At 36.4% G+C, this 23,605-nt stretch carries 31 protein-coding genes and 1 pseudogene; 6 read left to right on the top strand and 26 right to left on the bottom strand.

The window, feature by feature from the left end; genetic code table 11:
- The first annotated feature begins 27 nt into the window (after positions 1 to 27).
- Positions 28 to 1,086 carry a Ger(x)C family spore germination protein gene (locus F9279_RS19670; protein ID WP_047944582.1) on the top strand — a complete coding sequence of 353 codons (1,059 nt, stop codon included), beginning with the start codon at positions 28 to 30 and terminating at the stop codon, positions 1,084 to 1,086.
- Between the two features lie 81 nt (positions 1,087 to 1,167).
- Here F9279_RS19670 and F9279_RS19675 read toward each other — a convergent pair whose 3' ends face one another.
- The 5 genes from F9279_RS19675 to spxA all read right to left on the bottom strand — a co-directional run bounded on the left by F9279_RS19675 (position 1,168) and on the right by spxA (position 4,088).
- On the bottom strand, positions 1,168 to 1,416 hold the full coding sequence (locus tag F9279_RS19675) for a transposase (RefSeq protein WP_193224633.1): 249 nt from the start codon (positions 1,414 to 1,416) through the stop codon (positions 1,168 to 1,170).
- 940 nt (positions 1,417 to 2,356) lie between these two features.
- Positions 2,357 to 2,692 (bottom strand): IDEAL domain-containing protein, encoded by a 336-nt coding sequence (locus F9279_RS19685; RefSeq protein ID WP_031537014.1) that lies wholly within the window; start codon positions 2,690 to 2,692, stop codon positions 2,357 to 2,359.
- A gap of 147 nt (positions 2,693 to 2,839) precedes the next feature.
- Positions 2,840 to 3,268 carry an RrF2 family transcriptional regulator gene (locus tag F9279_RS19690; protein WP_031537015.1) on the bottom strand — a complete coding sequence of 143 codons (429 nt, stop codon included), beginning with the start codon at positions 3,266 to 3,268 and terminating at the stop codon, positions 2,840 to 2,842.
- 262 nt (positions 3,269 to 3,530) lie between these two features.
- The gene (locus F9279_RS19695) at positions 3,531 to 3,665 is read right to left on the bottom strand and encodes a BA3454 family stress response protein (RefSeq protein ID WP_031537016.1); all 135 of its coding nucleotides are present in this window, start codon (positions 3,663 to 3,665) and stop codon (positions 3,531 to 3,533) included.
- A 27-nt stretch (positions 3,666 to 3,692) separates the two neighbouring features.
- Positions 3,693 to 4,088 carry a transcriptional regulator SpxA gene (gene spxA / locus F9279_RS19700; protein WP_031537017.1) on the bottom strand — a complete coding sequence of 132 codons (396 nt, stop codon included), beginning with the start codon at positions 4,086 to 4,088 and terminating at the stop codon, positions 3,693 to 3,695.
- A 186-nt stretch (positions 4,089 to 4,274) separates the two neighbouring features.
- Between spxA and F9279_RS19705 the strand changes: the two genes are divergently transcribed.
- Entirely contained in the window at positions 4,275 to 4,496 is a 222-nt protein-coding gene (locus F9279_RS19705) for a hypothetical protein (RefSeq protein WP_031537018.1), read from the top strand.
- A gap of 94 nt (positions 4,497 to 4,590) precedes the next feature.
- Here the strand turns inward: F9279_RS19705 and F9279_RS19710 are convergent, their stop codons facing one another.
- The 7 genes from F9279_RS19710 to F9279_RS25995 form a co-directional block, all read right to left on the bottom strand.
- Entirely contained in the window at positions 4,591 to 5,490 is a 900-nt protein-coding gene (locus F9279_RS19710) for an aldo/keto reductase (protein WP_031537019.1), read from the bottom strand.
- A gap of 150 nt (positions 5,491 to 5,640) precedes the next feature.
- Entirely contained in the window at positions 5,641 to 6,357 is a 717-nt protein-coding gene (locus tag F9279_RS19715) for an SDR family oxidoreductase (RefSeq protein WP_031537021.1), read from the bottom strand.
- 91 nt (positions 6,358 to 6,448) lie between these two features.
- Positions 6,449 to 6,961, bottom strand: coding sequence for a type 1 glutamine amidotransferase domain-containing protein (locus tag F9279_RS19720; RefSeq protein ID WP_031537022.1), 513 nt, complete (start codon positions 6,959 to 6,961; stop codon positions 6,449 to 6,451).
- A gap of 290 nt (positions 6,962 to 7,251) precedes the next feature.
- Complete coding sequence (locus tag F9279_RS19725) at positions 7,252 to 8,274, bottom strand: LLM class flavin-dependent oxidoreductase (RefSeq protein ID WP_031537023.1); 1,023 nt, start codon at positions 8,272 to 8,274, stop codon at positions 7,252 to 7,254.
- Between the two features lie 34 nt (positions 8,275 to 8,308).
- A complete protein-coding gene (locus tag F9279_RS19730; RefSeq protein ID WP_031537024.1) occupies positions 8,309 to 9,274 on the bottom strand; it encodes a TIGR03571 family LLM class oxidoreductase in 966 nt (321 codons plus the stop codon).
- A gap of 11 nt (positions 9,275 to 9,285) precedes the next feature.
- Positions 9,286 to 9,537, bottom strand: a complete 252-nt coding sequence (locus F9279_RS19735) for an ArsR/SmtB family transcription factor (protein ID WP_371472758.1) — start codon at positions 9,535 to 9,537, stop codon at positions 9,286 to 9,288.
- 258 nt (positions 9,538 to 9,795) lie between these two features.
- Entirely contained in the window at positions 9,796 to 9,921 is a 126-nt protein-coding gene (locus F9279_RS25995; RefSeq protein WP_264298268.1) for a hypothetical protein, read from the bottom strand.
- Positions 9,922 to 10,085: 164 nt separating this feature from the next.
- Here F9279_RS25995 and F9279_RS25300 point away from each other — a divergent pair, with 164 nt between their 5' ends.
- Positions 10,086 to 10,259, top strand: coding sequence for a hypothetical protein (locus tag F9279_RS25300; protein WP_193224634.1), 174 nt, complete (start codon positions 10,086 to 10,088; stop codon positions 10,257 to 10,259).
- A 40-nt stretch (positions 10,260 to 10,299) separates the two neighbouring features.
- Here the strand turns inward: F9279_RS25300 and F9279_RS19740 are convergent, their stop codons facing one another.
- Positions 10,300 to 10,818: a DJ-1/PfpI family protein gene (locus tag F9279_RS19740; protein ID WP_031537026.1), complete on the bottom strand. Its 519-nt coding sequence runs from the start codon at positions 10,816 to 10,818 to the stop codon at positions 10,300 to 10,302.
- 148 nt (positions 10,819 to 10,966) lie between these two features.
- Between F9279_RS19740 and F9279_RS19745 the strand changes: the two genes are divergently transcribed.
- Positions 10,967 to 11,356, top strand: coding sequence for a winged helix-turn-helix transcriptional regulator (locus F9279_RS19745; RefSeq protein WP_031537027.1), 390 nt, complete (start codon positions 10,967 to 10,969; stop codon positions 11,354 to 11,356).
- Positions 11,357 to 11,880: 524 nt separating this feature from the next.
- On the opposite strand, the gene F9279_RS25305 is transcribed toward F9279_RS19745, so the two are convergent.
- From F9279_RS25305 to ltrA, 12 genes and pseudogenes are all read right to left on the bottom strand, one after another.
- Entirely contained in the window at positions 11,881 to 12,054 is a 174-nt protein-coding gene (locus F9279_RS25305; RefSeq protein WP_155986741.1) for a hypothetical protein, read from the bottom strand.
- Positions 12,055 to 12,655: 601 nt separating this feature from the next.
- Positions 12,656 to 13,328: pseudogene (locus F9279_RS25770) on the bottom strand (DUF421 domain-containing protein).
- Between the two features lie 257 nt (positions 13,329 to 13,585).
- Positions 13,586 to 14,446, bottom strand: a complete 861-nt coding sequence (locus F9279_RS19755; RefSeq protein ID WP_031537030.1) for a DUF421 domain-containing protein — start codon at positions 14,444 to 14,446, stop codon at positions 13,586 to 13,588.
- Between the two features lie 31 nt (positions 14,447 to 14,477).
- A complete protein-coding gene (locus F9279_RS19760) occupies positions 14,478 to 14,684 on the bottom strand; it encodes a DUF1657 domain-containing protein (protein WP_031537031.1) in 207 nt (68 codons plus the stop codon).
- Positions 14,685 to 14,696: 12 nt separating this feature from the next.
- Complete coding sequence (gene spoVAE / locus F9279_RS19765) at positions 14,697 to 15,047, bottom strand: stage V sporulation protein AE (protein ID WP_031537032.1); 351 nt, start codon at positions 15,045 to 15,047, stop codon at positions 14,697 to 14,699.
- Positions 15,044 to 16,063, bottom strand: coding sequence for a stage V sporulation protein AD (gene spoVAD / locus F9279_RS19770; RefSeq protein ID WP_031537033.1), 1,020 nt, complete (start codon positions 16,061 to 16,063; stop codon positions 15,044 to 15,046). Before spoVAD ends, spoVAE begins: the two co-directional genes overlap by 4 nt.
- Positions 16,063 to 16,542, bottom strand: coding sequence for a stage V sporulation protein AC (spoVAC, locus tag F9279_RS19775; RefSeq protein WP_031537034.1), 480 nt, complete (start codon positions 16,540 to 16,542; stop codon positions 16,063 to 16,065). The genes spoVAD and spoVAC overlap by 1 nt, the downstream gene beginning before the upstream one ends.
- A 17-nt stretch (positions 16,543 to 16,559) precedes the next feature.
- Positions 16,560 to 17,033: a YhcN/YlaJ family sporulation lipoprotein gene (locus F9279_RS19780; protein WP_031537035.1), complete on the bottom strand. Its 474-nt coding sequence runs from the start codon at positions 17,031 to 17,033 to the stop codon at positions 16,560 to 16,562.
- 79 nt (positions 17,034 to 17,112) lie between these two features.
- Positions 17,113 to 17,319, bottom strand: coding sequence for a DUF1657 domain-containing protein (locus tag F9279_RS19785; RefSeq protein WP_031537037.1), 207 nt, complete (start codon positions 17,317 to 17,319; stop codon positions 17,113 to 17,115).
- A gap of 91 nt (positions 17,320 to 17,410) precedes the next feature.
- Complete coding sequence (locus F9279_RS26000) at positions 17,411 to 17,533, bottom strand: hypothetical protein (RefSeq protein WP_264298269.1); 123 nt, start codon at positions 17,531 to 17,533, stop codon at positions 17,411 to 17,413.
- Positions 17,530 to 17,748: a hypothetical protein gene (locus F9279_RS19790; RefSeq protein ID WP_035416354.1), complete on the bottom strand. Its 219-nt coding sequence runs from the start codon at positions 17,746 to 17,748 to the stop codon at positions 17,530 to 17,532. Before F9279_RS19790 ends, F9279_RS26000 begins: the two co-directional genes overlap by 4 nt.
- Positions 17,749 to 18,882: 1,134 nt before the next feature.
- On the bottom strand, positions 18,883 to 20,145 hold the full coding sequence (gene ltrA / locus F9279_RS19800; RefSeq protein ID WP_031537038.1) for a group II intron reverse transcriptase/maturase: 1,263 nt from the start codon (positions 20,143 to 20,145) through the stop codon (positions 18,883 to 18,885).
- Between the two features lie 1,083 nt (positions 20,146 to 21,228).
- Between ltrA and F9279_RS19805 the strand changes: the two genes are divergently transcribed.
- Positions 21,229 to 21,798 carry a YitT family protein gene (locus tag F9279_RS19805; protein ID WP_031537039.1) on the top strand — a complete coding sequence of 190 codons (570 nt, stop codon included), beginning with the start codon at positions 21,229 to 21,231 and terminating at the stop codon, positions 21,796 to 21,798.
- 163 nt (positions 21,799 to 21,961) lie between these two features.
- On the top strand, positions 21,962 to 22,711 hold the full coding sequence (locus F9279_RS19810) for a polysaccharide deacetylase family protein (RefSeq protein ID WP_081836613.1): 750 nt from the start codon (positions 21,962 to 21,964) through the stop codon (positions 22,709 to 22,711).
- A gap of 129 nt (positions 22,712 to 22,840) precedes the next feature.
- Here F9279_RS19810 and F9279_RS19815 read toward each other — a convergent pair whose 3' ends face one another.
- A complete protein-coding gene (locus tag F9279_RS19815) occupies positions 22,841 to 23,284 on the bottom strand; it encodes a cell wall hydrolase (protein WP_031537041.1) in 444 nt (147 codons plus the stop codon).
- Positions 23,285 to 23,605: the final 321 nt, after the last annotated feature.

Below are 23,605 nucleotides of genomic sequence, written 5' to 3' on the forward strand. Positions count from 1 at the left end.
ATATGTAATAGATTAATACTTCTTTTTATGACTATTTGTTTATCTGGCTGTGCCCCTTTTACCGAAAATAACCTTATTGAAGAAATTTCTCCCGTTACCTTTTTGGCAATTAGTAAGGGGGATACAGGGAAATTAAAAGTCAGTACAATTTTGCCTCCTCTAAGTAAAGAAAAGAAGTTTGTTATGTCGCAAGAAGTCAGCTTATTAAAGGAGGGAGTACAGAAGTACAACCTCAACTTCTACCAGGAAATGAAATCTGGACAAATGCGGATGCTGGTAATTAGTGATGAACTTGGAAGAGACGGCATTATGTCCATTATAAATGTATTATTGACTGATCCGGATATTTCTCCGAGAATCTATTTAGTAATCGTAAAAGGAAATTTTGATGAATACTTGGAAAGTCAATTGGACAAAGATGAAAACTTTGATTACTCGTTTTACCGTATGCTGAAGCATTATGAGGAAAAAAACCAAGGAGAATTAACTGTCGTTAATCTTCATCAATTTAAAAATTTGCTCTATACTCCTTATTCAGATCCTTTTTTGCCTGTATTCAAAATAGAAGAGGATGGGGTCAACTATGAAGGTACAGCCTTGTTTAAAGATGACAAGCTAGTTGAAACTATTTCATCTTTAGATGATCGTATCTTCCAGCTGATAAACAACGATCACTACTTAGTTGTTTTACCGATTCAAAAATTTGAAATTGTACTGGGTCATGTTAGATCTAAAGTAATAGTAGATTTCGATAGCAGCTATTCTACAATGACCTATACCGTGAATATGGACACTAGAATTGAGGAATACCGGGGAGAGAAACAATTATTTGACCCAAAGGAATTAGAAAATATGAAAAAAGATATCGAAACCCATCTTGAAAAACAAACACATGAACTGTTTAAAAAGATGCAAGAATTGAAAGTGGATCCATTACAGATTGGCATACAAACAAAAAGACCATTCTCAAAACCAATGGAAGAAAAAAAATGGATTGAATTGTTTGAGAAGATGGACATTAAAATACAATACAATATTAATATCGATCCTTTGACGGATGCAAATTCAAAAAGGCAAAACTTTTAATTTTTCTTATCGAATAACTCATAACGTATGTGATTTAATGCTTGATAAATATGCTTCGTATGCAAATCTTCCTTGTGCCATTCAGCCACAAACCCACCCACGTTCTTCCGCTGTTAATTCTGCAGGTTTTTGTGCTAAGCAGCGGTCAATAAAACGTGATTTATGGTGTTTCTTTACTTCACCTAAATACCGTCTACATCTTTGTTGGGCATCCGTGAAAAATTGGACGAGATGAAAGCGATCCAACACATGAATGGCAGATGGAAATCCGTTTGGTTCATCGTCGGTTGGCAAAGAAATTGTAAAAAAAGATGGTAACGGTAAAATCAATTTGATAAACTGGTTATACAAGGCGAAAACTCCTATCGTGGTTTGTCTAAGCAACAATTACGATACGTGAGTTTTCGCTTTTCTTCTATACTTAAATGTCACACGTGTTGATTAGCCAAAATCACGTAACACTTTTTTGATACATCATCCGAGCTGACGACAGAATTTCTTCGACGTATATTCGCCATTTTAATGGAAGTGCATGCCAAAGAAACAGGCGTGTAAAACCTGCAAATGACAAGGCTTCTACATCTGATTTTACCTGGATGCGCTTGTGTAAAAACTTTAATTAAACGGCTGACAATCCGTTCAAAAATGCGTTTCACGATGAGATAATTCAGTTCACCTAAACGTTTTGAAAGTGTCGAATAATCCACTGATTTCAAGCCTTGTGCTGGTGCAACATCCGCAGCGTGGTGCATACTTTTCCATTCAAATGTAGCGGCACCCACCAAGTAGTTTAAAAGTGTTGATACATCACATTTACGAGCCGTATCTTCAAACTGAACAGCTAGAATCCCGTCGATTTCTTTTTGTGAAATAAAGTTTTGAAGTAGTGTGAAAATCGTGGTATTCGCAAGCCTAGAGATTCCTCCTTGTAAAGGTTTGTGTGGTAACTTACATTTTACATGGAATCTCTCTTTTTTATTAGTTTTTAGTGATAAAAATTAGTTAATCAACAGACGTGATAACATATATGTATTAATTGCATATGTTATCTATAAACTTTATAAATATTTTACAATAATTCTTGTTGTTATTGTCCTAACCGAATATAACCATGATATTAAAACTATATATACCTTATACATATCTCATATGTACAACGGAAAACCATTACTGGCTCCGTTAGTGATGAATCACGATTTTCACGAAAAATGAATATTTCCAAACACGTTGTAATTTAATTTAAAAAATCTATATATAATTTGTATAAGTTTTAATGTACTCCATCAACAAGCTGATTGATTGAGTTTAACTTGGAAGAAAGCTCAATAAACCATGCTTCATCCCCCGTTGATAATGCCAAGTCTATTAGAAATAGAATTTCTTCCTTGTTTACCACCTTAGAAAGTGGCAGTTTCCTAACATTTTTACTTAAAATCGGAATTGTTTTGCCAAGCGTTTCACGATTGTCACTCGTAGCAACCGTTACTTTAACAACTCCATCCAGAATACTCTGTGATTCAATATAACCAATTATTAATTCCCCATCCTCTGATTTTCCCTTAATCCAATCACCTGTTTTCAAAACGGAATTACCATTCGTCAACATCCTTTTTCACCTTCTTAAGTTATTTTTGTATTTTATGAATGTAATCAAGATAGAACCTTTTTTTAAGCTACAGTCATCGGGGATATATCACCTAGATAAATCTGTAATGTTTTTTATTACAATTTAATAAAAAGAAGTCTACGGCCGTCAGTCACAGCCGCTATTTTGTTCTTGATTTATAAGATCGACAACTTCTTTAATTGTATAGTTCTTTAAATATTCACCCAAATGTTCTTCCGCACCTAAGAAAATTGTAAATAATACACTTTTCATATTTGCTCCCACAATACACTTTTCATTTGAATCAGTACACTTAGGCTGTAAAGCACCTTCAGAGGTTATCATATATATTTCCCAAAGATTAACTTCACTAAGCTCTAGAGTAAAAATAAATCCGCCGCCGGTTCCTTCTTTTGATTTTATAAATCCATGTTTTTTTAACAAGCTCAGCACTTTACGAATGCGTACTGGGTGGACACCAGCACTCTCTGAGATACCATCACTTGTTGACATACGGTCCGGCTGCAACGCAAGATAAGTTAAACTATGAATGGCAAGTGTAAAATCACTATTCATGTCCTGCCTCCTTATAAATCAACACAGCTAATTACCTTTTTGCTTTACATATAGCTTCTGCATCTTTTTTTAAAATCAATCAACATAGTGTAACAATATATATTACAGTTTATCTTGTCAAGTATCTAATTAGAAATGTTGTATTAACTCTTAACCATGAATAAGGAATTCCAAGCATCCTGTAAATCTTTACGAATCACCTTCACTTCCTTAAAGGTGCGTAAACATATTTGTTTGTTTAGAAATTTTTGTATAATTAAGTTTAATAACCCCATTGTTTTTTAACTTGTTCTTCTGCTAACTGTTTAATTTTTTCCCATGCCATTTCTTTATTTACAATGACATTGGTTTGATAATTTTTATCTTTATAATTAACTGTAACGAATACTTCAATCATCACTTTCTTCCTCCTTCCGAAATAATATTAATTGGCCACTTTTTGCCATTCGACGTTCGAAAATGTGCGAAGTCTACGAGGCAAAAAACTGCGGATTTCTTCCTCGTTATATCCAACCTGTAATCTTTTTTCGTCTTGGATAATTGGCCGGCGCAACATTTGAGGGTAGTTGATTATTAATTTATAAAATTCATTAAGTGGAAGAGATTCAATACTTACATTTAATTCCTGAAATGTTTTTGATTTAGTTGAAACAATGTCATTAGTCCCATCTTCAGTCAATCGAAGAATTGATTTAATCTCATCGACTGTAAGGGGATTGGATAATATGTTTCTTTCAATATACTCAATTTGATGTTCTTCAAACCAAGCTTTTGCTTTTCGGCAAGAAGTACAACTTGGTGTCGTATACAAATTAACCATACTTATACACACTCCTTCATATTATTCAGCTCATCTACTGGCTATACTGTAATTTTAATTATTACAGTTTGTAAAGTCAACTGTAAATTTATGGATTAAAATCAGAACGCATTAGAGTTTGTAATTTTTAAAATTACTGTACTTAAACTAGCCTCTTGAATGAAATGTTGGATAATAATGAAATAGATGGAAAAGACCCTCGTTGTTTTGTTCATTCTTGTTCTATTATCAGGGTATGGTGCTGACCGAATTATCGATAAAATTCAAATCATTGATACACTACCTTATGATAAGAAAGGAGACAAAATCGAAGGAATGGTGATCTATCCTCTCTTCACGGAAAAAGGGAAAACCGTATTAAAAGATTTCAAAACTTTTTCCAATACGTTTGAGGAAATCCTTCCATGATTGGATACAAAAGTCGCTTGGCCGGTTGAAATAGGAAAAAAAGGAGTCGCTGAAGCTTTAATAAGTCTCGATCGATCCTTTGTTCCCATTCATTTTATATAATATCCAAAGGTATTTTTCTTGTTGGTTTTGGAAATACCTCGTCAAGTCTGTTCAGATCTTCTATGGTCAATTGAATAGTAGCAGCTTGAGCATTGGCTAAAACATGTTCTTCCTTAACAGCTTTTGGGATAGCAATTACGTTGTTCGAACGAATGGTCCATGCAAGAGCAATTTGTAATGGCTGCACATTGTATCTTTCTGCAATCTCAATGATGGTTGGATCGCTTAGTAATTGTCTTCTTAAGCTCCCTCCCTGGGCCAGGGGACTATAGGCCATAATTGGCATGTTATGTTCATGATGCCATGGTAGGAGATCATAATCAATTCCTCTAGAACCTAGATGATATAACACTTGATTTGTCACACAATTTTTTCCGTTAGCGGTATCCCACAACTCTAACATATCATCCGTATCAAAATTAGAAACTCCCCATCTTACAATTTTACCATCCTTGCGCAGTCTCTCCATTCCTTCAATCGTTTCTGCCAATGGAACACGACCTCTCCAGTGTAAAAGATACAAATCAAGATGATCTGTTCCTAGTCGTTTTAGACTATTTTCACATGCACTTTCAATCAAATCTAACCCGGAATGATGAGGATATACTTTCGATACTAAAAAAACTTTATCTCTACGCCCCTTGATTGCCTCACCAACTAAACGTTCGGAATCGCCATTTCCGTACATTTCAGCCGTATCGATTAGCTTCATGCCTAGTTCAATTCCAAGTTGCAAAGCTTTGATTTCTTTGTTTCTCGATTCAGGATTTTCACCCATGTACCATGTTCCTTGACCAATGCTTGGAAGAAAGGTTCCATCAGGTAAAGTTACTACACGTTTTTCAAGTGAATGCTTAATTCTCAATATTTTTTCATTGTCAGGTAAACTCATTTTCATCATGCCTTTCATATCTCACCTTGTTTTTCTTGAACTGCAATTCTTCAATCATTACCGTTTATTGGAAAATCGGATCATTATTAAAAAATTAAATGTGGCTATACATGTTGTAGTATAGCCACAAAAATAACATTATAATCTCACTTATACCAAGTGAGCCCCGCCATCAATAAGAACAGTCGTCCCAGTAGTAAAACCATTTTTAGCAAGGTATACATAGGTTTCAGCTATGTCTTCCGGCTTTGCAATCCGTCCAACAGGGAGCTGTTGTGCAATGCCGTTGAACAGTGCTTGCCTCTGATCATCTGACATTCCAGCATAGATTGGAGTATCTACAATTCCAGGTGAAACCACGTTTACCCTAATAGGCGCTAGGTCTATAGAAAGTCCTCGAACCAATCCTTCAATGGCTGAATTGATTGCCGCTAACGTAGTAGCGCCTTGAGGAGGACGAACTCCATATACACCAGAGGTTAAGGTGATTGAGCTCTCATTGCTTAAATATGGAAGTGCAAAACGGACAGTGATATATTGCCCCCAGAATTTACTATCAAACGCCTCTTTTGCACTTGCCACAGGCAGTTCGCTAAAGTGCCCCATTGCGCCTTCACCTGCTGTTACCACAAGGTGGTCAAATTTTCCAACCTTACTGAAAAATTCTGCTACTTTTTCTTCGCTTCGAAAATCGATTTCAATTGCTTCTACATTGCCACCAAGAACTTGTTTTGCTTCATTTAATTTGGAAACAGAACGGCTGGCAATGATCACTTGAGCTGATTGATCGAGAAACGCTTTGGCAGTTGCTAAACCAATACCAGAAGTACCCCCTAAAACAACTACTCGTTTACCATTTAATGACATAGTAAAACCCCTTTCTTATTAAAACCTTTTTTTATTGAAATTCATTGTGAAATATTAATTTCTAAAACGATACTATTGAGTACTTACGCTATTATTCAGCTAATAATTTTAAGGATTCACGATTAAAGGCAGGAATGTCATCCGGAAAACGGCTTGTTACAATATTATTGCTTACCACAACTTCTTCATCTTTGTAGTTAGCACCTGCATTTTTGAGATCGTTCCTTATTGATTTGAAACCTGTTATGTCGACGCCTTTTAATAGGTCTGTATCAATTAATACTTGTGGGCCATGGCAAATGGCAAAAACAGGTTTACCTTCTTGTATAAATGCTTTTGCGAATTCACCAAAACGGTCGTCTTCACGTAATAAATCGGGAGAGAAGCCGCCAGGGATGAATAAAGCATCAAAGTCTTGAGGATTAACTTCCCCAATTCCTTTATCAATTTTTACTGCTTCACCTTTTTTACCAGTAATATCTTTTCCAGCCTGTATGTCGATTGTGATCACTTGATGACCAGCATCTTTAAATGCTCGTGCTGGTTCTGTGAATTCTACATCTTCAAATAAGTCTGTTATTAGTGTAGCGATTTTTTTGCTCATTATGATAAGCCCCCTTATAATTGTAAAGCATCGTTGGTATTATTCTCATTTAACACAATAAATACAAATAATCTACTGTTTTTAGTATATGTTACTGCTAGATATATGATGGTATAAAAACATTTAGTATCGCTCTGTCACGTGTTTAAGGATGGTGATGCCCTTTGGAAGAATTCGTGATGTCAAATCCTGCTTGTGACACATAGAAATACTTGATCCAAACCACATCTAAAAACGGTTCCCTTTTATCAAGTAAAACATCAATACTTTCCTTGCTGATGTCCTCCTTATTACCTTTCACTTTTTGTAATTTCTGACAGAAGCTCGTATGAATGCAGGCGAGCTTTGTGGTCGTAAACTTGTGCAATGACCATTATTTCATCTGCCTGGCTCTCCTCCAAAAATGTATATAGCTTGTCCTTTACCGTCTGCTGGCTGCCAACAATCGATGAGCCTAATTGCTGCTCGAGAGACTTTAATTGGTAGCTGCTGGCCAATTCGGAAATGTCATCTACCGGTGGTTGAAGCTGTGTAAGGTTGCCACTCATCAGATTCAAAAATTGCTGCTGCAGGGTTGTGAAAAGGCGCTTTGCCTCTTTATCCGTTTCTGCTGTAATGATATTCAATGCCACCATCGCATACGGCTTATCGAGAACATTCGAAGGCTTAAACGCCTTGCGATAGATCTGTAGAGCACCCAGAGTGTTAAGTGGCGAGAAATGGGCGGCAAACGCGAATGGCAAACCCAGTTCTCCGGCCAGCTGCGCACTGAAGCCGCTTGAACCCAGCAGCCAGATTGGAATATTCAAACCTTCACCCGGAATCGCTTTTATAGGGTTCCCTTGGGCCAGGGATGGATCAAAGTAACCGCGGAGTTCCGCTAATTGCTCAGGAAAGTCATCTCCGGTACTTCTCAAGTCGCGTCTCAATGCACGAGCGGTCAACTGATCTGTACCAGGTGCACGCCCCAGACCAAGGTCAATTCGCCCAGGATATAAGGATTCAAGAGTGCCAAACTGTTCAGCGATGACGAGCGGAGCGTGATTCGGCAGCATGATTCCTCCTGAACCAACCCGGATTTTTGATGTACCGGCTGCCACATGGGACATCACCACAGAAGTGGCGGAACTGGCGATAAACGGCATATTGTGATGTTCAGCGAGCCAAAAACGTTTGTAGTCAAGTTTTTCAGCATGCTGTGCGAGTTCCAATGTATTGCGGAAAGAGTCAGCAGGAGTACTTCCGGCTGTTATCGGTGAAAGATCAAGCACCGAGAAAGGAATTTCGTTTAGTTTATTTGCATGTTTAGACATAAGTTCATCTTCTTCCCTTATCTAATTTTTAAAACTAATCTAATACTGGAATTTCATGAGTCGAAAAGTAAGGCAACACAAACTCTCCAAGCTCCTGGATGACTTCCTCTGGAGGGCGCTTTGAAAAATACAATACAAATGCCAGGTGATTGACACCAATGGATTGAAATTGATATAGAATTTCTAATAACTGTTTGCGCCCTACACGAAATCCTAACGGAATCGGAACAGGAGACAAATCGGGATTTTCCGATAAATCGATAAATAAAGTCTGAGTGAAAGGTTTAAACACTCCTGGGGCGTAAATTTCCGACAACTCGCGATACTCGTTAATCAATTGAGTTTGTTGCGGGATAATCCTCGGGTACTGGATCCAGCCGTCCCCGTTCTGGGCGATCCATTCAATCGATTGATTGCTGAATCCTGTCACCATGGTCGGAATCGAAGAAAAAGGTTTGGGGATCATTCTCATATCCGTTCCATCGATGATGCCTAAATCGCTGTTGATAGTGGGATTGTGCTCCTTTAATAGCCGTTCAAGGAATGCATAATTCTTTTTAAACAGCCCTCCGCTTTCGAGCTTGGATATTCCCAAAGCTGTGAAATCTTTATCCCGGTCTCCTGAAGCCACTCCCATGATCAGCCGTTCGGGAAACAACCGGTCAATAGATGATGCTTCCTTTGCCACTCGGACAGGGTGGCGCAGCGGGAGGACCACACTCGCCGTCCCAAGTGCAATTTCCTTGGTATGGGCCGCAAGATAGGTCAAATAAATCCATACATCATACAATTGACCGTTATCATCAATATTCAAATTCTGAATCGTAACGTCCCGAAGCCACAATGCCGCGAAACCATGGTCTTCAATTTTGCGGGCAAGCGACAACTGATTTTCCATAATCGGATATTTGGACATCCTTGCCGTCGGAATCGTGAAACCAAGCGTCATTTTATCCTTTTGGTACAACCTGTTATATGCTCGATGCTGTAATAAACTCACTTCAATTCTCCTTAAATTTTTGTACCAATGTATTTTTCTAACTTTTTAATCGTTTCCTCATTACGGCGATAATACGTCCATTGTCCGATTCGCTTCATTTCAACCAGTCCGCTTTGCAGCAGAATCGATAAATACTGTGAAGTAGTGGATTGCGAAATCCCGGCCTTGCTTCGGATATCCCCTACGCAAACCCCACCTTCAAATCCTTCATCAGCAATAATATGGGCTTGCGGTGAAAAATGACTGTCGGGATCTTTTAACATTTGAAGAATGCTCACCCTCGTCTGGTTCGACAATGCTTTAAAAATTTCAACGGCTTGTTCATCATTTAAGCGTTCCAATTTCTGCTTCAATGTCATTTGCCTCTTTCTATATCGATTATCACTATCCCAATGGACGCTGGATAGATGATCTGAAAGCATCACGCCAAATCGGTAATTCGCGATATTAATATATTAGCCATTTGGTCTGTCCAAATCAAAAGATTTGTTTCGAAGGAGATACGGCGAAATGCTCCCTTCTTAATAAAGACCACTAAAAAAACTCTCTTCCCTTGATACCGCTTGTACCTTTTTGAGTTCTGATAATAGTTGCCCCTGCAGGCCTTCTTTTGGTTTTAATACAGCATTAATTACAATATGTTCCATTTTAATCCTCCTTAATAATGAGTAGTTTGTCTTTCTTTTATAAAGTTTTAAGGTGGCAGTGGGGTTTATGTCCCTCCCAGCATCGTGTAAAAAATATACCCTTTTAAATCTCTTATCAGCTTCAATTATGTAAGCTTTTACTGTTTACTCTTAACTTTTTTAGTATGACGAAAAAGTTGAGGTTTGATTTTCGATTGAATTTGATTGATATTCAACTAAAAGACGACCTAGTAAAACTATATAAATATCGTAACACGGTTCATATTGAATCAGAGTTAATATTTGGTGTATTTTTCTTACATTTGGATAGCCAAAAGCCTACGGAATTAATTCCGTAGGCTTTTGATTATATGAAAATTCAGCGAAGAGACTGTAGAATTAGCTTAATGCTTTTACTAAAGCTTCTCCAAATTCTTTAGCGCCATCTGGACCATCACCAGTGATAATATCATCATGAGCAACAACATGTTTTTCAACATATGTTACTTTATTCGCTTTTAATTGGTCTTTTTGTATATCTACTGGATAGCAAGTTGCTTCTCTTCCAGTAAGTAAACCCGTTTTAGCTACAGTAACCGCACCTGCACAAATCCCTGTTACAAGAACTTTATTAGTATACGCTTGTTTCAAGTAGTCTTGTAATTCTTTATTTTCCCATAAATGATCGTTCGTACCAGATCCACCAATAACAGATACAACATCATAGTCAGTCGCAGAAACGTCTGAGAAAATGACCTCAGCAATTGCTTTACCTTCATAATCCCCTATGATTTCACCTGTTTTTGTACTTGCAATTGTCACTTCAATTCCGTTGCTTTCCAATTCCGCTTTTGGTTGAAATAATTCGTCTTCATTGAAACGTTCTGGTGGTATAATTAAAAGTGCTTTTTTACTCATTAGTAGTTCCTCCTCATTAATAAAAATAATTCGCCGGTAAGACGACTATTTCATTCTACTGCTGGGTTTCTTCACTGTGAAGACTGCACTTTTTTGTAAGGAGGTTACCAACAGGTTACAATTGATACAAATAAGGAGGTAAGAATTTATGCCAGATACATTTAGAGATGAAGTTAAAGAAAAGATCATAAATGGTGATTATAATTGTGAAAAAGAACTTACCTTATCAATTATAAGTGGTAAATGGAAAATCGTTATTTTATGGCATTTAGGGGTAGAAGGACCACATCGATTCAGTGATCTCCAAAGGCTTTTTCCAAAAATATCTCATAAAATATTAACGAATCAATTAAGAGAACTGATGGAAGATGGAATAGTTCATCGCGAGGTTTATCCAGAAGTTCCACCGAAAGTGGAATATTCCATGACTGAATTGGGGATGACTTTACTTCCTATCGTTGAAATGATGTATGAATGGGGAAAAAATCGGATAGCAGAAATCATAAAAGAAATGGATATTTCGGAATTAAACAATTAAGCATAAGCTTACATTTACAATGTTGCTTTACAAAATCTATTAGAAAAGAAGCACCTTCACTTAACTGTAAGGAAGGTGCTTTTTATGCTTAATTGCGGAGTATTTGGATCATTTATGCTGTGGATTGGTTCAACTGAACAGGGATTGTGTTTTCTTTTATTTAAAATAAATTATACATAAAAGAATATATCAAAAGGCTTCCATTCCGCTAATGATGAATCAAGGGTCTTATTAAAAATTAACGAACTCATTTCCAAAACTGCATAATCCAAAAGGCTGGCTAAAAGAAATTTTTGTTTTTTAGGCAGCCTTTTTGCTTTACTAGCGTGTCAACATCCTTTCAAAGTGCTAGTCAATTTAAAAACTTGATTAGATAAATTAACTGTTTTTCAATGTTTAGAATCTTATATGCCCTCAAAAACCTCTTTTACTTATGATACGGTTCACCGAGGTTGATATTAAACTTATCTCTATAGTCATAATGAACGAAACGGCTCCCATCGCTTAACGTAGATTGCACTTGGTCATAATGGTACTATATGGGCCAACTCATGAATAGACGTTGCTAATGCTTGTGTTTCTGTGTTACGACTATTCATAACAATCTCTTTACCTTTACCATCTTTACCTTGAACAAAGGCACCTTTAGATGCTCCTAATTCTGTTACACCTAATTCCGATTGTCGCATATCTCTCATATCGATATTTAATTCTTTAGAAACAGCTTCTATCCCTTTCCTTAAATGCTCGACATTTCTGCCTTCTTCAATTTGGAAATTAAACTGTTTATTAGGGAATATTTTTGGTAAATCTTCTAATGGTGCATTCGTTTGGGATATATCGAATACATGCCCAACTTTAAAATTAGCAATTTTTCTTGTTGAGATCTGCCCCTCTTCGATAGGGATAATAAAGATGAGTAATAGGGATAACTAGTAAAAAGCCGATTCTCCTTTTATGTCAAGGAAAAATCGGCTTTTTAATTAATTATTTCGGATCAATTTGTTGGTGAATTGATTTTTATTAGATTAATGGAAAACTCTATTATAGCATTAGCCTTTTAGGCATTTGACTGTTTTTTCGGGAAAGAAAATTAATTATTAAACAACAACCACACTCAAAGTTTCACTCTTTATATCCCCATAGTATGGAAAAAGTTATAATGATGCATTTGGTTTCTCATCTTTCTTCAAAAATACTTAGAACTTGATAGTTTGATAAGGTACTGTACTAAGAAAACCATATTTACCTAAAACCGTTTATCTAGGATTAATATAGGGAGGGGAAATCGTTTTAAGATTAGTCGCTAATATCAAATGTGTTAATGTTTAGTGAATGGTCGGTATCTCTAACAGAAGCGTAAAATATATCTTTAATTTGATGATATCCCTTTGCCTTTAGTTCTTGCTTAAGCCACTCTTCATTCTTGTTGATTAATTTTAAATTACGCTTCTGAACTTTCCCTTCAATTACAACAGCTATTGGGAATCCATGGTATTCTACTTTCATATGTAAATCCTTTGGAGTAACAGGAACTAATTCTTTCCTTGGTAAAATGCTGATTTCACCTGTTGCTTCCAAAATCGCATATTCAATATCTTGAATATCTGGATATCTTGCTGTTCTTAAACCTGACAACAGCTCAGATAAAGGATATCTATTTTTCCTTAAATTTTTATATACAATTTTTCCATGTTTAACTAAAATAGTCGGTTTTCCTATAATAAAAGGGTTTAACCAATTTAATAAACTTAATTTTGATATAACTAAGTGACGCCCGTTATAACAATGATTCCAATAATCCCCTCTGTTACTCCATTTACTTTAATGGACCCCAATGCTAAATAAGATAAAAATAGAATCGCTCCAAATTCGTGAGGGGTAAGTTGTGCTAGGGCTGATTCCCTAAAATTTTTATGGATACAATAAAAACAATATATATATAAATTAATTTAACTAAAAAAATAGACACTTCTAACACCTCTTAGGAAAAATCACCTTAGTCTGAAGTCAGACTAAGGATGTTCATCTCTTTGACAATACTGCAAAAATTAACAGAGAAAGTTAACCAGTAATGTTTTAATATTTTAAGCACCCTCTAATCAATTTAAAAAAAGATATTTTTCCAAAGATTTTATTTTCAAGATTCGACTTAATGTTATTATGCAAAAAATGGTACTACTTTTTTGTTATGTGTCTTAAGATCATCCAATATAGCGAAATAAACCATTATCCTTTTAAAATAGGCATCACTTTATCAATAGCTTCTTGTAGTTTTTCACTATTTTTACTATACATTTGCTTAGCTTCTTTTGATTCGGTTCCAAGAGCAAACAACTCTAAGTCTGCTTGGCATTTTTTCATGGTCGAAAGAATTGAAGGTCTTTCTTGAGGAGATGCGACTTGTAATTGATCGTCAAACAGGTCAACTGTTAACTCTCCATAGGAATTAACTTGTCCAAGAAAAACATTTTCTACCGTTACACCAAGTTTTTCTAATTCAGTGTGTAACCAAGCACGGCTTCGTCCAATAGTCGCAAGTGGTTCATCCATGATCACACCATCCATAATGACAGTCTGAGGCTCTTTAATTGAAGCAACCGTCAAGTTTAGATCCTTTGCTGTTAATGGTTGGTTTTCTTTCTTTAACATGACGGATAAATCCCCTGTTGCCTCTAATACAGCGAATTCTACATCAGACACCTGATAAACATCCTTCTTACGAAGTAATTCTAATAATTCATCTGTCGTGTATCTTTCCTTTTTTAAATTATCTTCCATGATTTTCCCATCTTTTATAAAGACAGTTCCTGTTCCTTCTACAAAATCACGGAACTTTTTACTTTTTAAGGAAAGCAAACCAGATAAAAAGGGTATTGCTGCAAAAATGACAATTCCAATGATTCCATGAAAAATGTTCCGTTCCAGTCCCATAGCAACTTCAGCACCTATACTTCCAATGGAAATACCAGTTGCATATTCAAAGAAAGATAATTCAGAGATTTGCTTTTTCCCTAACCATTTTGTAATAAAAAATAAAACAACAACAAAGAATATTGACCTTACGGCAATATCTAACCATTCAGGCACCACTTAACACCCCCTATAAAAATTATATCTCTTAAAAACCTTTGTACTGAAATTCCTCTTGTTCTAATTCTCCAACTCGTTTTTTTAAATCCGTGACTACTTCATGTACAACCATCATGGTTTCATGTAATGAACGTTTCGAATCATCATCTAGAGTCTGTAATGCTAAACTTGAAAGACTTGCTTCTACTCCTTTTAAACTGACAAAACATTGTTTGACATCTGATCCTACTGTCATCCTAGATTCTCCTTATCCTTTTGGTTTAAAAATTAAAGCCCCTATCATGCCGAAAATAATGGCTGCTGAAATTCCTGAACTGGTCACTTCAAACATTCCTGTGAGCACACCAACTAACCCATGTTGTTCTGCCTCTTGCATGGCCCCATGTACAAGGGAATTCCCAAAGCTTGTAATAGGTACGGTAGCTCCTGCACCAGCAAAGTCAATCAAGGGTTCATATAATCCAAACCCATCTAAAATGGCCCCCACTACTACAAGGGTACTTAACGTATGTCCCGGAGTTAGTTTAAACACATCAAACATAATTTGCCCAATGACACAAATCAAACCACCTACGGTAAAAGCCCAAAAGTAGGTCATAATGATTGTTCACCTCCGTATTCAATCGATACCGCATGAGCGATACAAGGAATCGTATCATTTTGCTGGAAAGAAAGAGGTGATAATAAAGCACCAGTGGCCACTACTAACATTCTTTTAAATTCGCCTTTTTTCATGCGATTTAATAAATGACCATAGACTACTGTTGCTGAACACCCCGCCCCACTTGCCCCTGCGAGGACTGGTTGTCCTTTCCGATAAATCATAAGTCCACAATCTTGGAATTGTCCTTCACTAATGGAAGTTCCATGCTTTTTAAATAAATCAAGGGAAACTTCACGCCCTATCTTTCCAAGATCCCCAGTGACGATTAAATCATAATAAGAGGGATCAATCTTTCTTTCCGTTAAATGCGCTTCAATCGTATCAACAGCAGCTGGTGCCATAGCCCCCCCCATATTAAATGGATCGGTCAGTCCCATATCAATCACACGGCCTATCGTAGCAGAAGTGACACTCGGTCCATCCCCAGAATCACTTAAAAGGGCCGCACCAGCACCAGTAACCGTCCATTGTGCAGTAGGTGGTTTTTGTCCTCCATATTCTGTCGGATAACGAAACTGTTTTTCAACAGCTGTGTTATGACTCGAAGCCCCTGTTAATATATATTTAGCCCCCTTTGTATTAATAATATAAGCACCTAGAGCCAATCCTTCCATAGAGGTAGAACAAGCACCAAATAAACCAAAATAAGGAGCTCCAATGGTTCGACTAGCGAAACTTGTGGGAGTAATCTGATTGATCAAGTCCCCTGCGAGAAGAAACTGAACCTGTTCCTTTTGTATTTCTCCTTTTTCCATTGCCTTTTGACAAGCTTCTTCAAAAAAAACTTTATGTGCTTTTTCATAGGAATCCTGTCCGAGCCATAAATCGGCATGAAGAAGATCAAAATCTTCCGATATAGCTCCATCTGCTTCAAATGGTCCACCTACTGTTCCAGTGGAAATAATCACAGGCTTTTGTTCGAAAACCCATGTACGATGACCTGCAAGCATTATAAACCACCCCATCTGATTAAAATTGTTTTAATTAAGGCAATGATAAAAGCAGAAAACACACCAAATAAAATGACAGAACCGGCTAGTTTAAACATATTGCCGCCTACGCCCAGTACAAATCCTTCGGTTCGATGTTCAATGGCAGGTGATATGACCGCATTACCAAAACCAGTTACGGGTACAGCTGTCCCTGCTCCCCCAAATTGGGCCATTCGATCATATACTCCAAAACCGGTAAGAAGCATCGTAATAAAAATCAAAGTACCTACCGTCGGATTTCCGACCGTTTGCTCTGTAAAATCAAAATAATAGATGTAAAAGTCTTGAATAAGCTGACCAATAAGACAGATGAGACCACCTGTTAGAAAGGCTTTTATACAATTTGTTACAACCGGTCTTTTTATTTCACGTTGTTTTTGTAATTCCTGGTACTCCTGTTGGACAGGAGTTAATTGTTTCTTTTGATTATTTGACATAGCTCGATCCTTCCTCTTTACGTCTGTTCCTTTAGAATACTTTCAAGTTTTTGCAAATCTTTTTTCAAGCTTTTCTTATTCATATTGTTTTTTTGCAGTCTTTGTTCTATTTTTTCGAGTTCCCAGAACATTTTTTTATCCGTCGAAACGACGACTTTATGATTCGGATACATTTTTTCTAAGTCTGACTTTACTGTCTTCTCGATACTTTTTAATCGAAAACGATTGAAATTTTCTACCTTTATTGCTACAAAAAGCTCTTTATCTGTATTCACAGCCTTTACATCTGAAATTTCTTCTTTGGTAATAATCTTTTCTTTAGCCCTATTGGCAACAGATTGACCGATGGGTTTACTCGTATGTACTTGTGAAATACCTAAATGATTGTTATCCTCATCTAACTGATTTTGGTTATCGTTACATCCTGTTCCAAACCCGATCACGGCTAAAATGGAAAGAAAAATTTTTATTTTGGTTATTTTGTCTTTCATGAAACCATCTCCGTTTTTCCCATTATTTAAAGGAATTAAAAAAGGTTGGTTGGGAGGCCAACCTTTTTTATCTTACTCATTATTGTTGTTTGTATTGAGGTTCTTCTTGTTCAATTTGTTGAACGCGTGGTTCAAGGCTGTTAATAACAGATTGGGTTTGTTTAGCAGCATCTTGGTAAAGTTGCTTTGCCTGTTGATTATCTGTACCAAGAGCAAATGTTTCGAAACTTGCTTGTGCACTTTTTAATCCTGCTAGAGCTGTCTTAACATCATTTATTACTGTCATGATGAATCCTCCTTGAATTTTTTGACCTTTTTAGATTACCCGAATCAGAATTTTCTTATGTGGTGAATTTTTTGGGAATATAGTTATAAAATTACTTTTGGTGAATAGCACCATTTTTTCTGTAGTAACCTCGTTTCCAAATCCCCATCAGTTCTTCTATTTGGCGACGATTATAGGTTTGCGATGTATAATCTTTTTGGGTAATATGTCTCATCTCAAATTTTTTCCACCGTTCCCTTTACTGAACTTAATTAAACACAATAAATATAGAAAACCGCCTGCAACTTCATTTGATGCTTGTTTTAATGCTTCTGAAGCAAGAGTAGTATTAGCAGCAGATTGTTCAATCGCTGAAGTTATCATATCTTTTACTATAGAAGAGGCTGCCTCTGCTTGTTTTAATTTATTAGTATCAATTTGATTAGCCATGCTACTTCCTCCTGTTTGTGGTTTAGTACAAAGATAGAATGCCTCGAATAAAATGTTTTATCCTCAATTCTAAATAGCAATTATTCCTTTGGATAGACAATTATTGAGATTCCTTTCGTTTTAAAATTAAGCCAAAATATTACTAAAATAAATCTTCTGTAGCTTTGAAATAAAGTTGCAATACTAATAAAAAAGACGCGATATTTTTAAGAAAGTCGCGACGTTTATAAAAAAGATGCGATGTTCTAGCCCTTAACAAAGCACCAATTACAGATTTAAGCCTGATTTAAAATCCCTTTTCATGAATTCAGAACCGCAATATTATTACGATCCATCTCGGCAAAATAATCAGGTTGAAAATTTAGACCAAAGGATTTGGGGTATAAGGCCATTTTCTTTAGACCATTTTTTAGGCCTTTTCCCTTTAGACCATTTTTTGGATCTCCCTTCTTTTGGAGACCATATTGGTGGAGAAGCCCATTTCTAGGCGGTTTATTAGGTGGTTTGTTGGCTGGTACGTTATTGAGCCCATTTTGGTATGGTTATCCTTATTTTTATTATCCGTATTATCCGTATATCTTTTTTTTAGCATCATGACTCTGTATAAATTAAAATCATCACTAATACAACATGTATTATAAACAGGTATTTTGAAGTATAAAATTGAGAATAGGAGTTTGGAGTCCAGATTGGAGCTGACACCACTTCACGGGGTAGCGTCAGGATTTTCACAATTTACAACGTTGAGAATACAATCGTTGTTATATCAAGGGGTATGAGGTTTATATCAATATGGTCTAATCTATTGGGACTTAACCGATTTTACGTAAAATAAAGCTTACTAGTGTCTCGTAAGACTTGTCTCAAAAGTCTTATCGTTGTTAAATCCTTCGTTTTTAACAATGAAAACAGCTTAACGTTGTAAATCCGCATTTTCGGGACGCTACCCCTTCACGAGCTTAGAGCTAATGGTTTAGTTACCGGTTATAAAAACGGTTAGTTCATAAAACGAACAACAGTTTGGTTTATCTCTCCATTAAAGAGATTATTATACTTAATAATCGAGTAGGAGGGAGTGATTAACTCCCGACCTCTCATACCACCGTACGTACGGTTCCGTATACGGCGGTTCAATTAAGATGAATAACGCAAAGTTTCGTAACGAACTTGTAGACTTTTCAGCCCTTGGCTTTCCCAATAGGAATTGCCGAGGGTTCTGTGTAATATGGGGCTTTTAGAAATGCGCCAGTACCCTTTTCGGGTGTTTCCCCACTCGTATGCTTTTCCAGAAGGAACTTTCAACCGAGTAAGATTTCTGACTCTTGTTTGAGGTTTCTTCCAATTCTTCCATAGACACATTCTTAATCTTCTTTTAATCCAGCTATCTAGTGATTTGAATGTGGAACTTGTATCTGCTAATCCAAAATAACCACACCACCCCATTAGATATTGGTTTAACATCTTGATTCTGTATTCCATGGAGTATGGCATCTTTCTTGAGGTAATCTCTCGTATTTTCTTCTTCATTCGAACTAGACTTGTTTTCGCAAGACGAACCTTTGGTTCTTTGTGATTCGTGAAACTAAAACCTAAGAACTTCCGGTTCCAAGGACGGTCTACCGCTGATTTCTTTTCGTTTACTTTTAAACGAAGTTTTCCCTCAATAAATCTTTGTACACTCGCCATTACTCTTAGACCCGCACGTTCTGTTTTCACATAAATATTGCAATCATCTGCGTATCGAACGAATTTATGTCCACGTTCCTCCAACTCTTTATCGAGTTCATCTAGAACTATGTTTGAAAGTAAGGGACTTAAAGGTCCACCTTGTGGTGTTCCTTCTTCTATACTTGAAATCACTCCATTTATCATGACACCAGCTTGGAGATATTTACGAATAAGTTTTAATAAAGATTTATCTGAAATTCGTTTCGCTAATGTTGCCATTAGTCGGTCATGATTGACCTTATCGAAGAATTTCTCTAAATCCATATCAATCACCCATCGATAACCTTCCTTTAAATAACCCTTTGCTTTCCGAACAGCGTCATGGGCACTCCGATTTGGACGGAATCCATAACTGTGGTCCGAAAATATTTTGTCATATTCCTTTGATAAAATCTGCGAGATAGCTTGTTGAATCAAACGATCTGTCACGGTTGGGATACCTAGTAAACGCACACCACCATCTGGTTTCGGGATTTCGACTCGACGTACTGGTTGTGGTTCATAGGTTCCATTCAAAATCTGCGATTTAATGGTTTCCCAATTTTCGAGGATGTGCTGTCGTAAGGTTTGTACGGGCATCATGTCTACTCCATGGCTTCCTTTATTCGCTTCCACTCGCTTTAGCGCTTGTATCATATTTTGCCGTTCAAGAATTTGATTCAACATCACCATTTCGTTCCTTTCCGTGATTAGCTTATCTTATTATGCCCATCTGAACTCCACCCTCCGCAAATACCCTCGTGGGATTCACCACTACTTTCTAAGCGTGAGGTTTCTCTGTTTTCTGTGCTATTTCATTCTAGATGGAAAGCCAAGGGCTAATCTCTCTTAATTGTTCAGTCCTTCCGACTGGTTCTAGACCCAATCGTACTATGACCTCTGCTGACTTCTGATGATTCAGCTACTTGTCACCAAGTAGGTTATGAAGGGTACTTCACGTTTCCATCAGACCTCCCCGGGTAAGCACATGCACTTTTACACCATCTATCCGCCTCATTTACTAGGTATGACCTTCGACAGAAAGGACTTTGTTTTGTGTTGCAAACTCATCCAGTCGTAACTAGCCTTGTATGAGATTCGTGTTCCTCGGACCGGTGTTTTGCCTCCAGCTTCCTTCAGATTCCGCGTCACCACGGACACCCTAGCTCTTGGCTAACCTCTACTTCTGTCTTCGGGGTTCGGGACTCGCACCCTATAGTTCATGTGCATGCCGGGCGCACAACAAGGAAATGGGACCTCATTGAGAAGTCCCATTTTGTTTGGGAAAAATGCTCCTGTATAGGTAATCTTCACAGATAGACGTTAGTAATTTATTTTTAGAATAGAATATGTGTCTTTGTGATAAGAGTGCAATTCTCATTAATTTAAATAATTTAACTTGCCTATAAAGGAAATAAACATAAATGATTTTAGTTTTGCACGAATTATTTCGTCAGCTCAAGGAAACTTACCTTATTACACAATAAATAAAAAAACGGAGTGAACTAAAAAGGGATTTAGATATATGGGATCAAGGGAGTAATAGTAACTTTACTGAAGTTTAAATTATTTTTTACTTATGGGATTTCGGAGCATTAAAGTACCTAAAGAATTACTTTCTTTAGATACTTTAATGCCTTTTAAGAAAGGGGGAAAGTGGAGGCGATTATCCCCTAATAAATGAAGTATTCCCTAATATATTTAATTTTTCCTCTGCATTCTTATTCTTAACCTTAAAACCCCGACATATTATTAGATTAAAAATGAGACAAGGTGATTGTTATTTTTAAGAAATTAATAGCTACTCTTATTGGAAGTCTGTTATTAGGAGTTGGTGTGAATGGGTTTCTAGTTCCTCATCATTTAATAGATGGTGGAATCCTTGGGATCGCACTATTACTTCATTATTTTTTTAAATTTCCAACTGGTATTATAATGGTGGGGTTAAGTATCCCTATTTGTATATTTTCCTCAATAAATAAAAAAGAGTATTTTTTTAGTAGTTTGCAAGGCTTATTGGTTTCGTCCTTATTTATTGATTTACTTGTTCCTCTTCGTTCTCAATTTTTTATTCCCCAACTTGCAAGCGCACTAATTGGAGGTGCAATAATTGGAGTTGGTGTTGGTCTAATGCTGCGATATAAGACAAGCACTGGAGGAACTGACTTACTAGCTGAAATTATTTCTGAAACTTTTTCGTTAAATATTGCACTTGTAATCATACTGATAGATGGAATTATTGTGTTGGCATGTCTGGCTTTATTAAAATTAGATACCTTCATTTATTCATGTATAGCTATTACCTCTGTGGGTTTAATAACATCCTTAATTAAAGGAAAATAATTTTTTATTGAGAGTCCCAACAACAAACGTGGAAACATACGCTAAGCAATATCGACATGAAGAAAGCCGATTTTTCCTACGGTGTAGTTAATGGGATGGGAATAATAAGCCTATAAGATTAGTGTTATGATTGTTTTTTTTTAATTACATAAGTCTATTGTTGATGGGTATTTTAAAATTATTAGTTTATATTGCGGAGGAGTTTTATGAGGAAAAAAATTCGCTAATACTAATAGTGTTTTTAAGTACTTTCATTTTAACAATTACGGATCTTATTGGACCATTTAATACTATTGGCTCTGGTACAGCAGCCTTAAAGGAGAAAAATGATGAACTTTACAAAGAAATTAAAGTGTATAGAGAGGAACATAAAATTGAACCGATTGATGCAAAAGTCGATAGAGTGTGGAAGGCAATTCCTGGATACAATGGATTGGATGTAGATATTGAATCTAGTTATAAAAAAATGAAATCAGATGGTAATTTTCACAAAAACAAAGTTGTTTATAAGGAAAAACCTCCAAATGTCCATTTAGAAAATCTAGCACCCATCCCGATTTATAAAGGAAATCCAGAAAAGCCTATGGTGGCGTTATTAATAAATGTTGCTTGGGGTAATGAGTACATTCCAACGATCCTTACCACACTAAAGGAATCCAAGGTGAAGGCGACATTTTTTTTCGATGGTAGCTGGGTTAAAAAGAATCCTGACCTAGCTAAGATGATCTATCGGGAAGGCCATGAAATTGGAAATCATGCTTATAGTCATCTAGATCTTAAGAAGCGATCTAAAAGTGATACCATACAAGAGTTAGAAAAGACGAATGCTCTCATTGAAGAAACCATTGGCATAAAACCGAAGTGGTTCGCACCTCCCAGCGGTTTGACAAACCCTCTGAGGATCTTCCAGTAAGAAGATCCTTTTTTGCTGCTTACTCAATTAATGTACCTTTTTGTTAAGTTAGTATTTTACAATCTTTCTTAGGTAAATACGGTTACTAAAAAGTTTATTTTAGTTTTTATAAATATTCGAATCTTTTCCTCAACGAGGACTATAAACGCTTTCACATGTTCCAGGCGCTGGTTCATAAAAACAATGTTGTTTAAATTGACCAGTAAAAGGTTGGTCATACCATGTTGGAGGACACGGACCATATGGATTAAAGTACCAAAGAGCATATTTCGCTGGGTGATCTCTCCAATATTCCAAATTCTTTCTTGCTAATCTTCTTTCAGATTCTCTTGCTCTTTGATAAAATACATTACCTTTTTGAACAGCTTCAAAAGAGTAATTTCCTCCTTGTACGTGAAAAATGACATCTCTAATTGTTCTTAATTCCTTAAAGTCAGCACAATCTGCTACAACACGGTTAACAATGACATTTCCAACATATAGCATTCCTTGTGGTCCTTCGCCTTCAGCTTCTGCTCTCATCATCCTTGCCATTAAATCGACGTCTGCATTTTGGTAAGCTACTCTTGTCATTTTTCCACCTCCAAAATACAGTATGAAAAAAAGCATACATTCATGCCCTTTTTTACAAATATCAAATGAATACTCTATACAAAACTAGTTAACATAATTAGTAGTAGTGCCTTGCCCCCCTGTTGGAGTCTTTTTAACATCGAATATACTTAGTCAGCCGCAGCAGAATTACGGAATATATTGGGATTAATATAGAAGAAATGTAAAACGGACCTCCATTTTTGTTTTTCGATCCATTTCCAACGTTTAAATTCCTGTGACAAAATAAACTAATTACAAAATTATTTTGGGTGTCTCATAAGAAAAGGTATCTAAACAATT

This window comes from Bacillus sp. B1-b2 (assembly GCF_009183415.1).
Lineage (GTDB): Bacteria > Bacillota > Bacilli > Bacillales > Cytobacillaceae > Niallia.

Excerpts from the sequence above, each read along its gene's own strand:
- F9279_RS19670 (WP_047944582.1), top strand. The coding sequence starts at position 28 with ATGACTATTTGTTTATCTGGCTGTGCCCCTTTTACCGAAAATAACCTT.
- F9279_RS19685 (WP_031537014.1), bottom strand. The coding sequence starts at position 2,692 with ATGTTGACGAATGGTAATTCCGTTTTGAAAACAGGTGATTGGATTAAG.
- F9279_RS19690 (WP_031537015.1), bottom strand. The coding sequence starts at position 3,268 with ATGAATAGTGATTTTACACTTGCCATTCATAGTTTAACTTATCTTGCG.
- F9279_RS19695 (WP_031537016.1), bottom strand. The coding sequence starts at position 3,665 with ATGATTGAAGTATTCGTTACAGTTAATTATAAAGATAAAAATTATCAA.
- spxA (WP_031537017.1), bottom strand. The coding sequence starts at position 4,088 with ATGGTTAATTTGTATACGACACCAAGTTGTACTTCTTGCCGAAAAGCA.
- F9279_RS19705 (WP_031537018.1), top strand. The coding sequence starts at position 4,275 with ATGGAAAAGACCCTCGTTGTTTTGTTCATTCTTGTTCTATTATCAGGG.
- F9279_RS19710 (WP_031537019.1), bottom strand. The coding sequence starts at position 5,490 with ATGAGTTTACCTGACAATGAAAAAATATTGAGAATTAAGCATTCACTT.
- F9279_RS19715 (WP_031537021.1), bottom strand. The coding sequence starts at position 6,357 with ATGTCATTAAATGGTAAACGAGTAGTTGTTTTAGGGGGTACTTCTGGT.
- F9279_RS19720 (WP_031537022.1), bottom strand. The coding sequence starts at position 6,961 with ATGAGCAAAAAAATCGCTACACTAATAACAGACTTATTTGAAGATGTA.
- F9279_RS19725 (WP_031537023.1), bottom strand. The coding sequence starts at position 8,274 with ATGTCTAAACATGCAAATAAACTAAACGAAATTCCTTTCTCGGTGCTT.
- F9279_RS19735 (WP_371472758.1), bottom strand. The coding sequence starts at position 9,537 with ATGTTAAAAGATCCCGACAGTCATTTTTCACCGCAAGCCCATATTATT.
- F9279_RS25995 (WP_264298268.1), bottom strand. The coding sequence starts at position 9,921 with ATGGAACATATTGTAATTAATGCTGTATTAAAACCAAAAGAAGGCCTG.
- F9279_RS25300 (WP_193224634.1), top strand. The coding sequence starts at position 10,086 with ATGACGAAAAAGTTGAGGTTTGATTTTCGATTGAATTTGATTGATATT.
- F9279_RS19740 (WP_031537026.1), bottom strand. The coding sequence starts at position 10,818 with ATGAGTAAAAAAGCACTTTTAATTATACCACCAGAACGTTTCAATGAA.
- F9279_RS19745 (WP_031537027.1), top strand. The coding sequence starts at position 10,967 with ATGCCAGATACATTTAGAGATGAAGTTAAAGAAAAGATCATAAATGGT.
- F9279_RS25305 (WP_155986741.1), bottom strand. The coding sequence starts at position 12,054 with ATGAGAGATATGCGACAATCGGAATTAGGTGTAACAGAATTAGGAGCA.
- F9279_RS19760 (WP_031537031.1), bottom strand. The coding sequence starts at position 14,684 with ATGACAGTAGGATCAGATGTCAAACAATGTTTTGTCAGTTTAAAAGGA.
- spoVAE (WP_031537032.1), bottom strand. The coding sequence starts at position 15,047 with ATGACCTACTTTTGGGCTTTTACCGTAGGTGGTTTGATTTGTGTCATT.
- spoVAD (WP_031537033.1), bottom strand. The coding sequence starts at position 16,063 with ATGCTTGCAGGTCATCGTACATGGGTTTTCGAACAAAAGCCTGTGATT.
- spoVAC (WP_031537034.1), bottom strand. The coding sequence starts at position 16,542 with ATGTCAAATAATCAAAAGAAACAATTAACTCCTGTCCAACAGGAGTAC.
- F9279_RS19780 (WP_031537035.1), bottom strand. The coding sequence starts at position 17,033 with ATGAAAGACAAAATAACCAAAATAAAAATTTTTCTTTCCATTTTAGCC.
- F9279_RS19785 (WP_031537037.1), bottom strand. The coding sequence starts at position 17,319 with ATGACAGTAATAAATGATGTTAAGACAGCTCTAGCAGGATTAAAAAGT.
- F9279_RS26000 (WP_264298269.1), bottom strand. The coding sequence starts at position 17,533 with ATGAGACATATTACCCAAAAAGATTATACATCGCAAACCTATAATCGT.
- F9279_RS19790 (WP_035416354.1), bottom strand. The coding sequence starts at position 17,748 with ATGGCTAATCAAATTGATACTAATAAATTAAAACAAGCAGAGGCAGCC.
- F9279_RS19810 (WP_081836613.1), top strand. The coding sequence starts at position 21,962 with ATGGGTATTTTAAAATTATTAGTTTATATTGCGGAGGAGTTTTATGAG.
- F9279_RS19815 (WP_031537041.1), bottom strand. The coding sequence starts at position 23,284 with ATGACAAGAGTAGCTTACCAAAATGCAGACGTCGATTTAATGGCAAGG.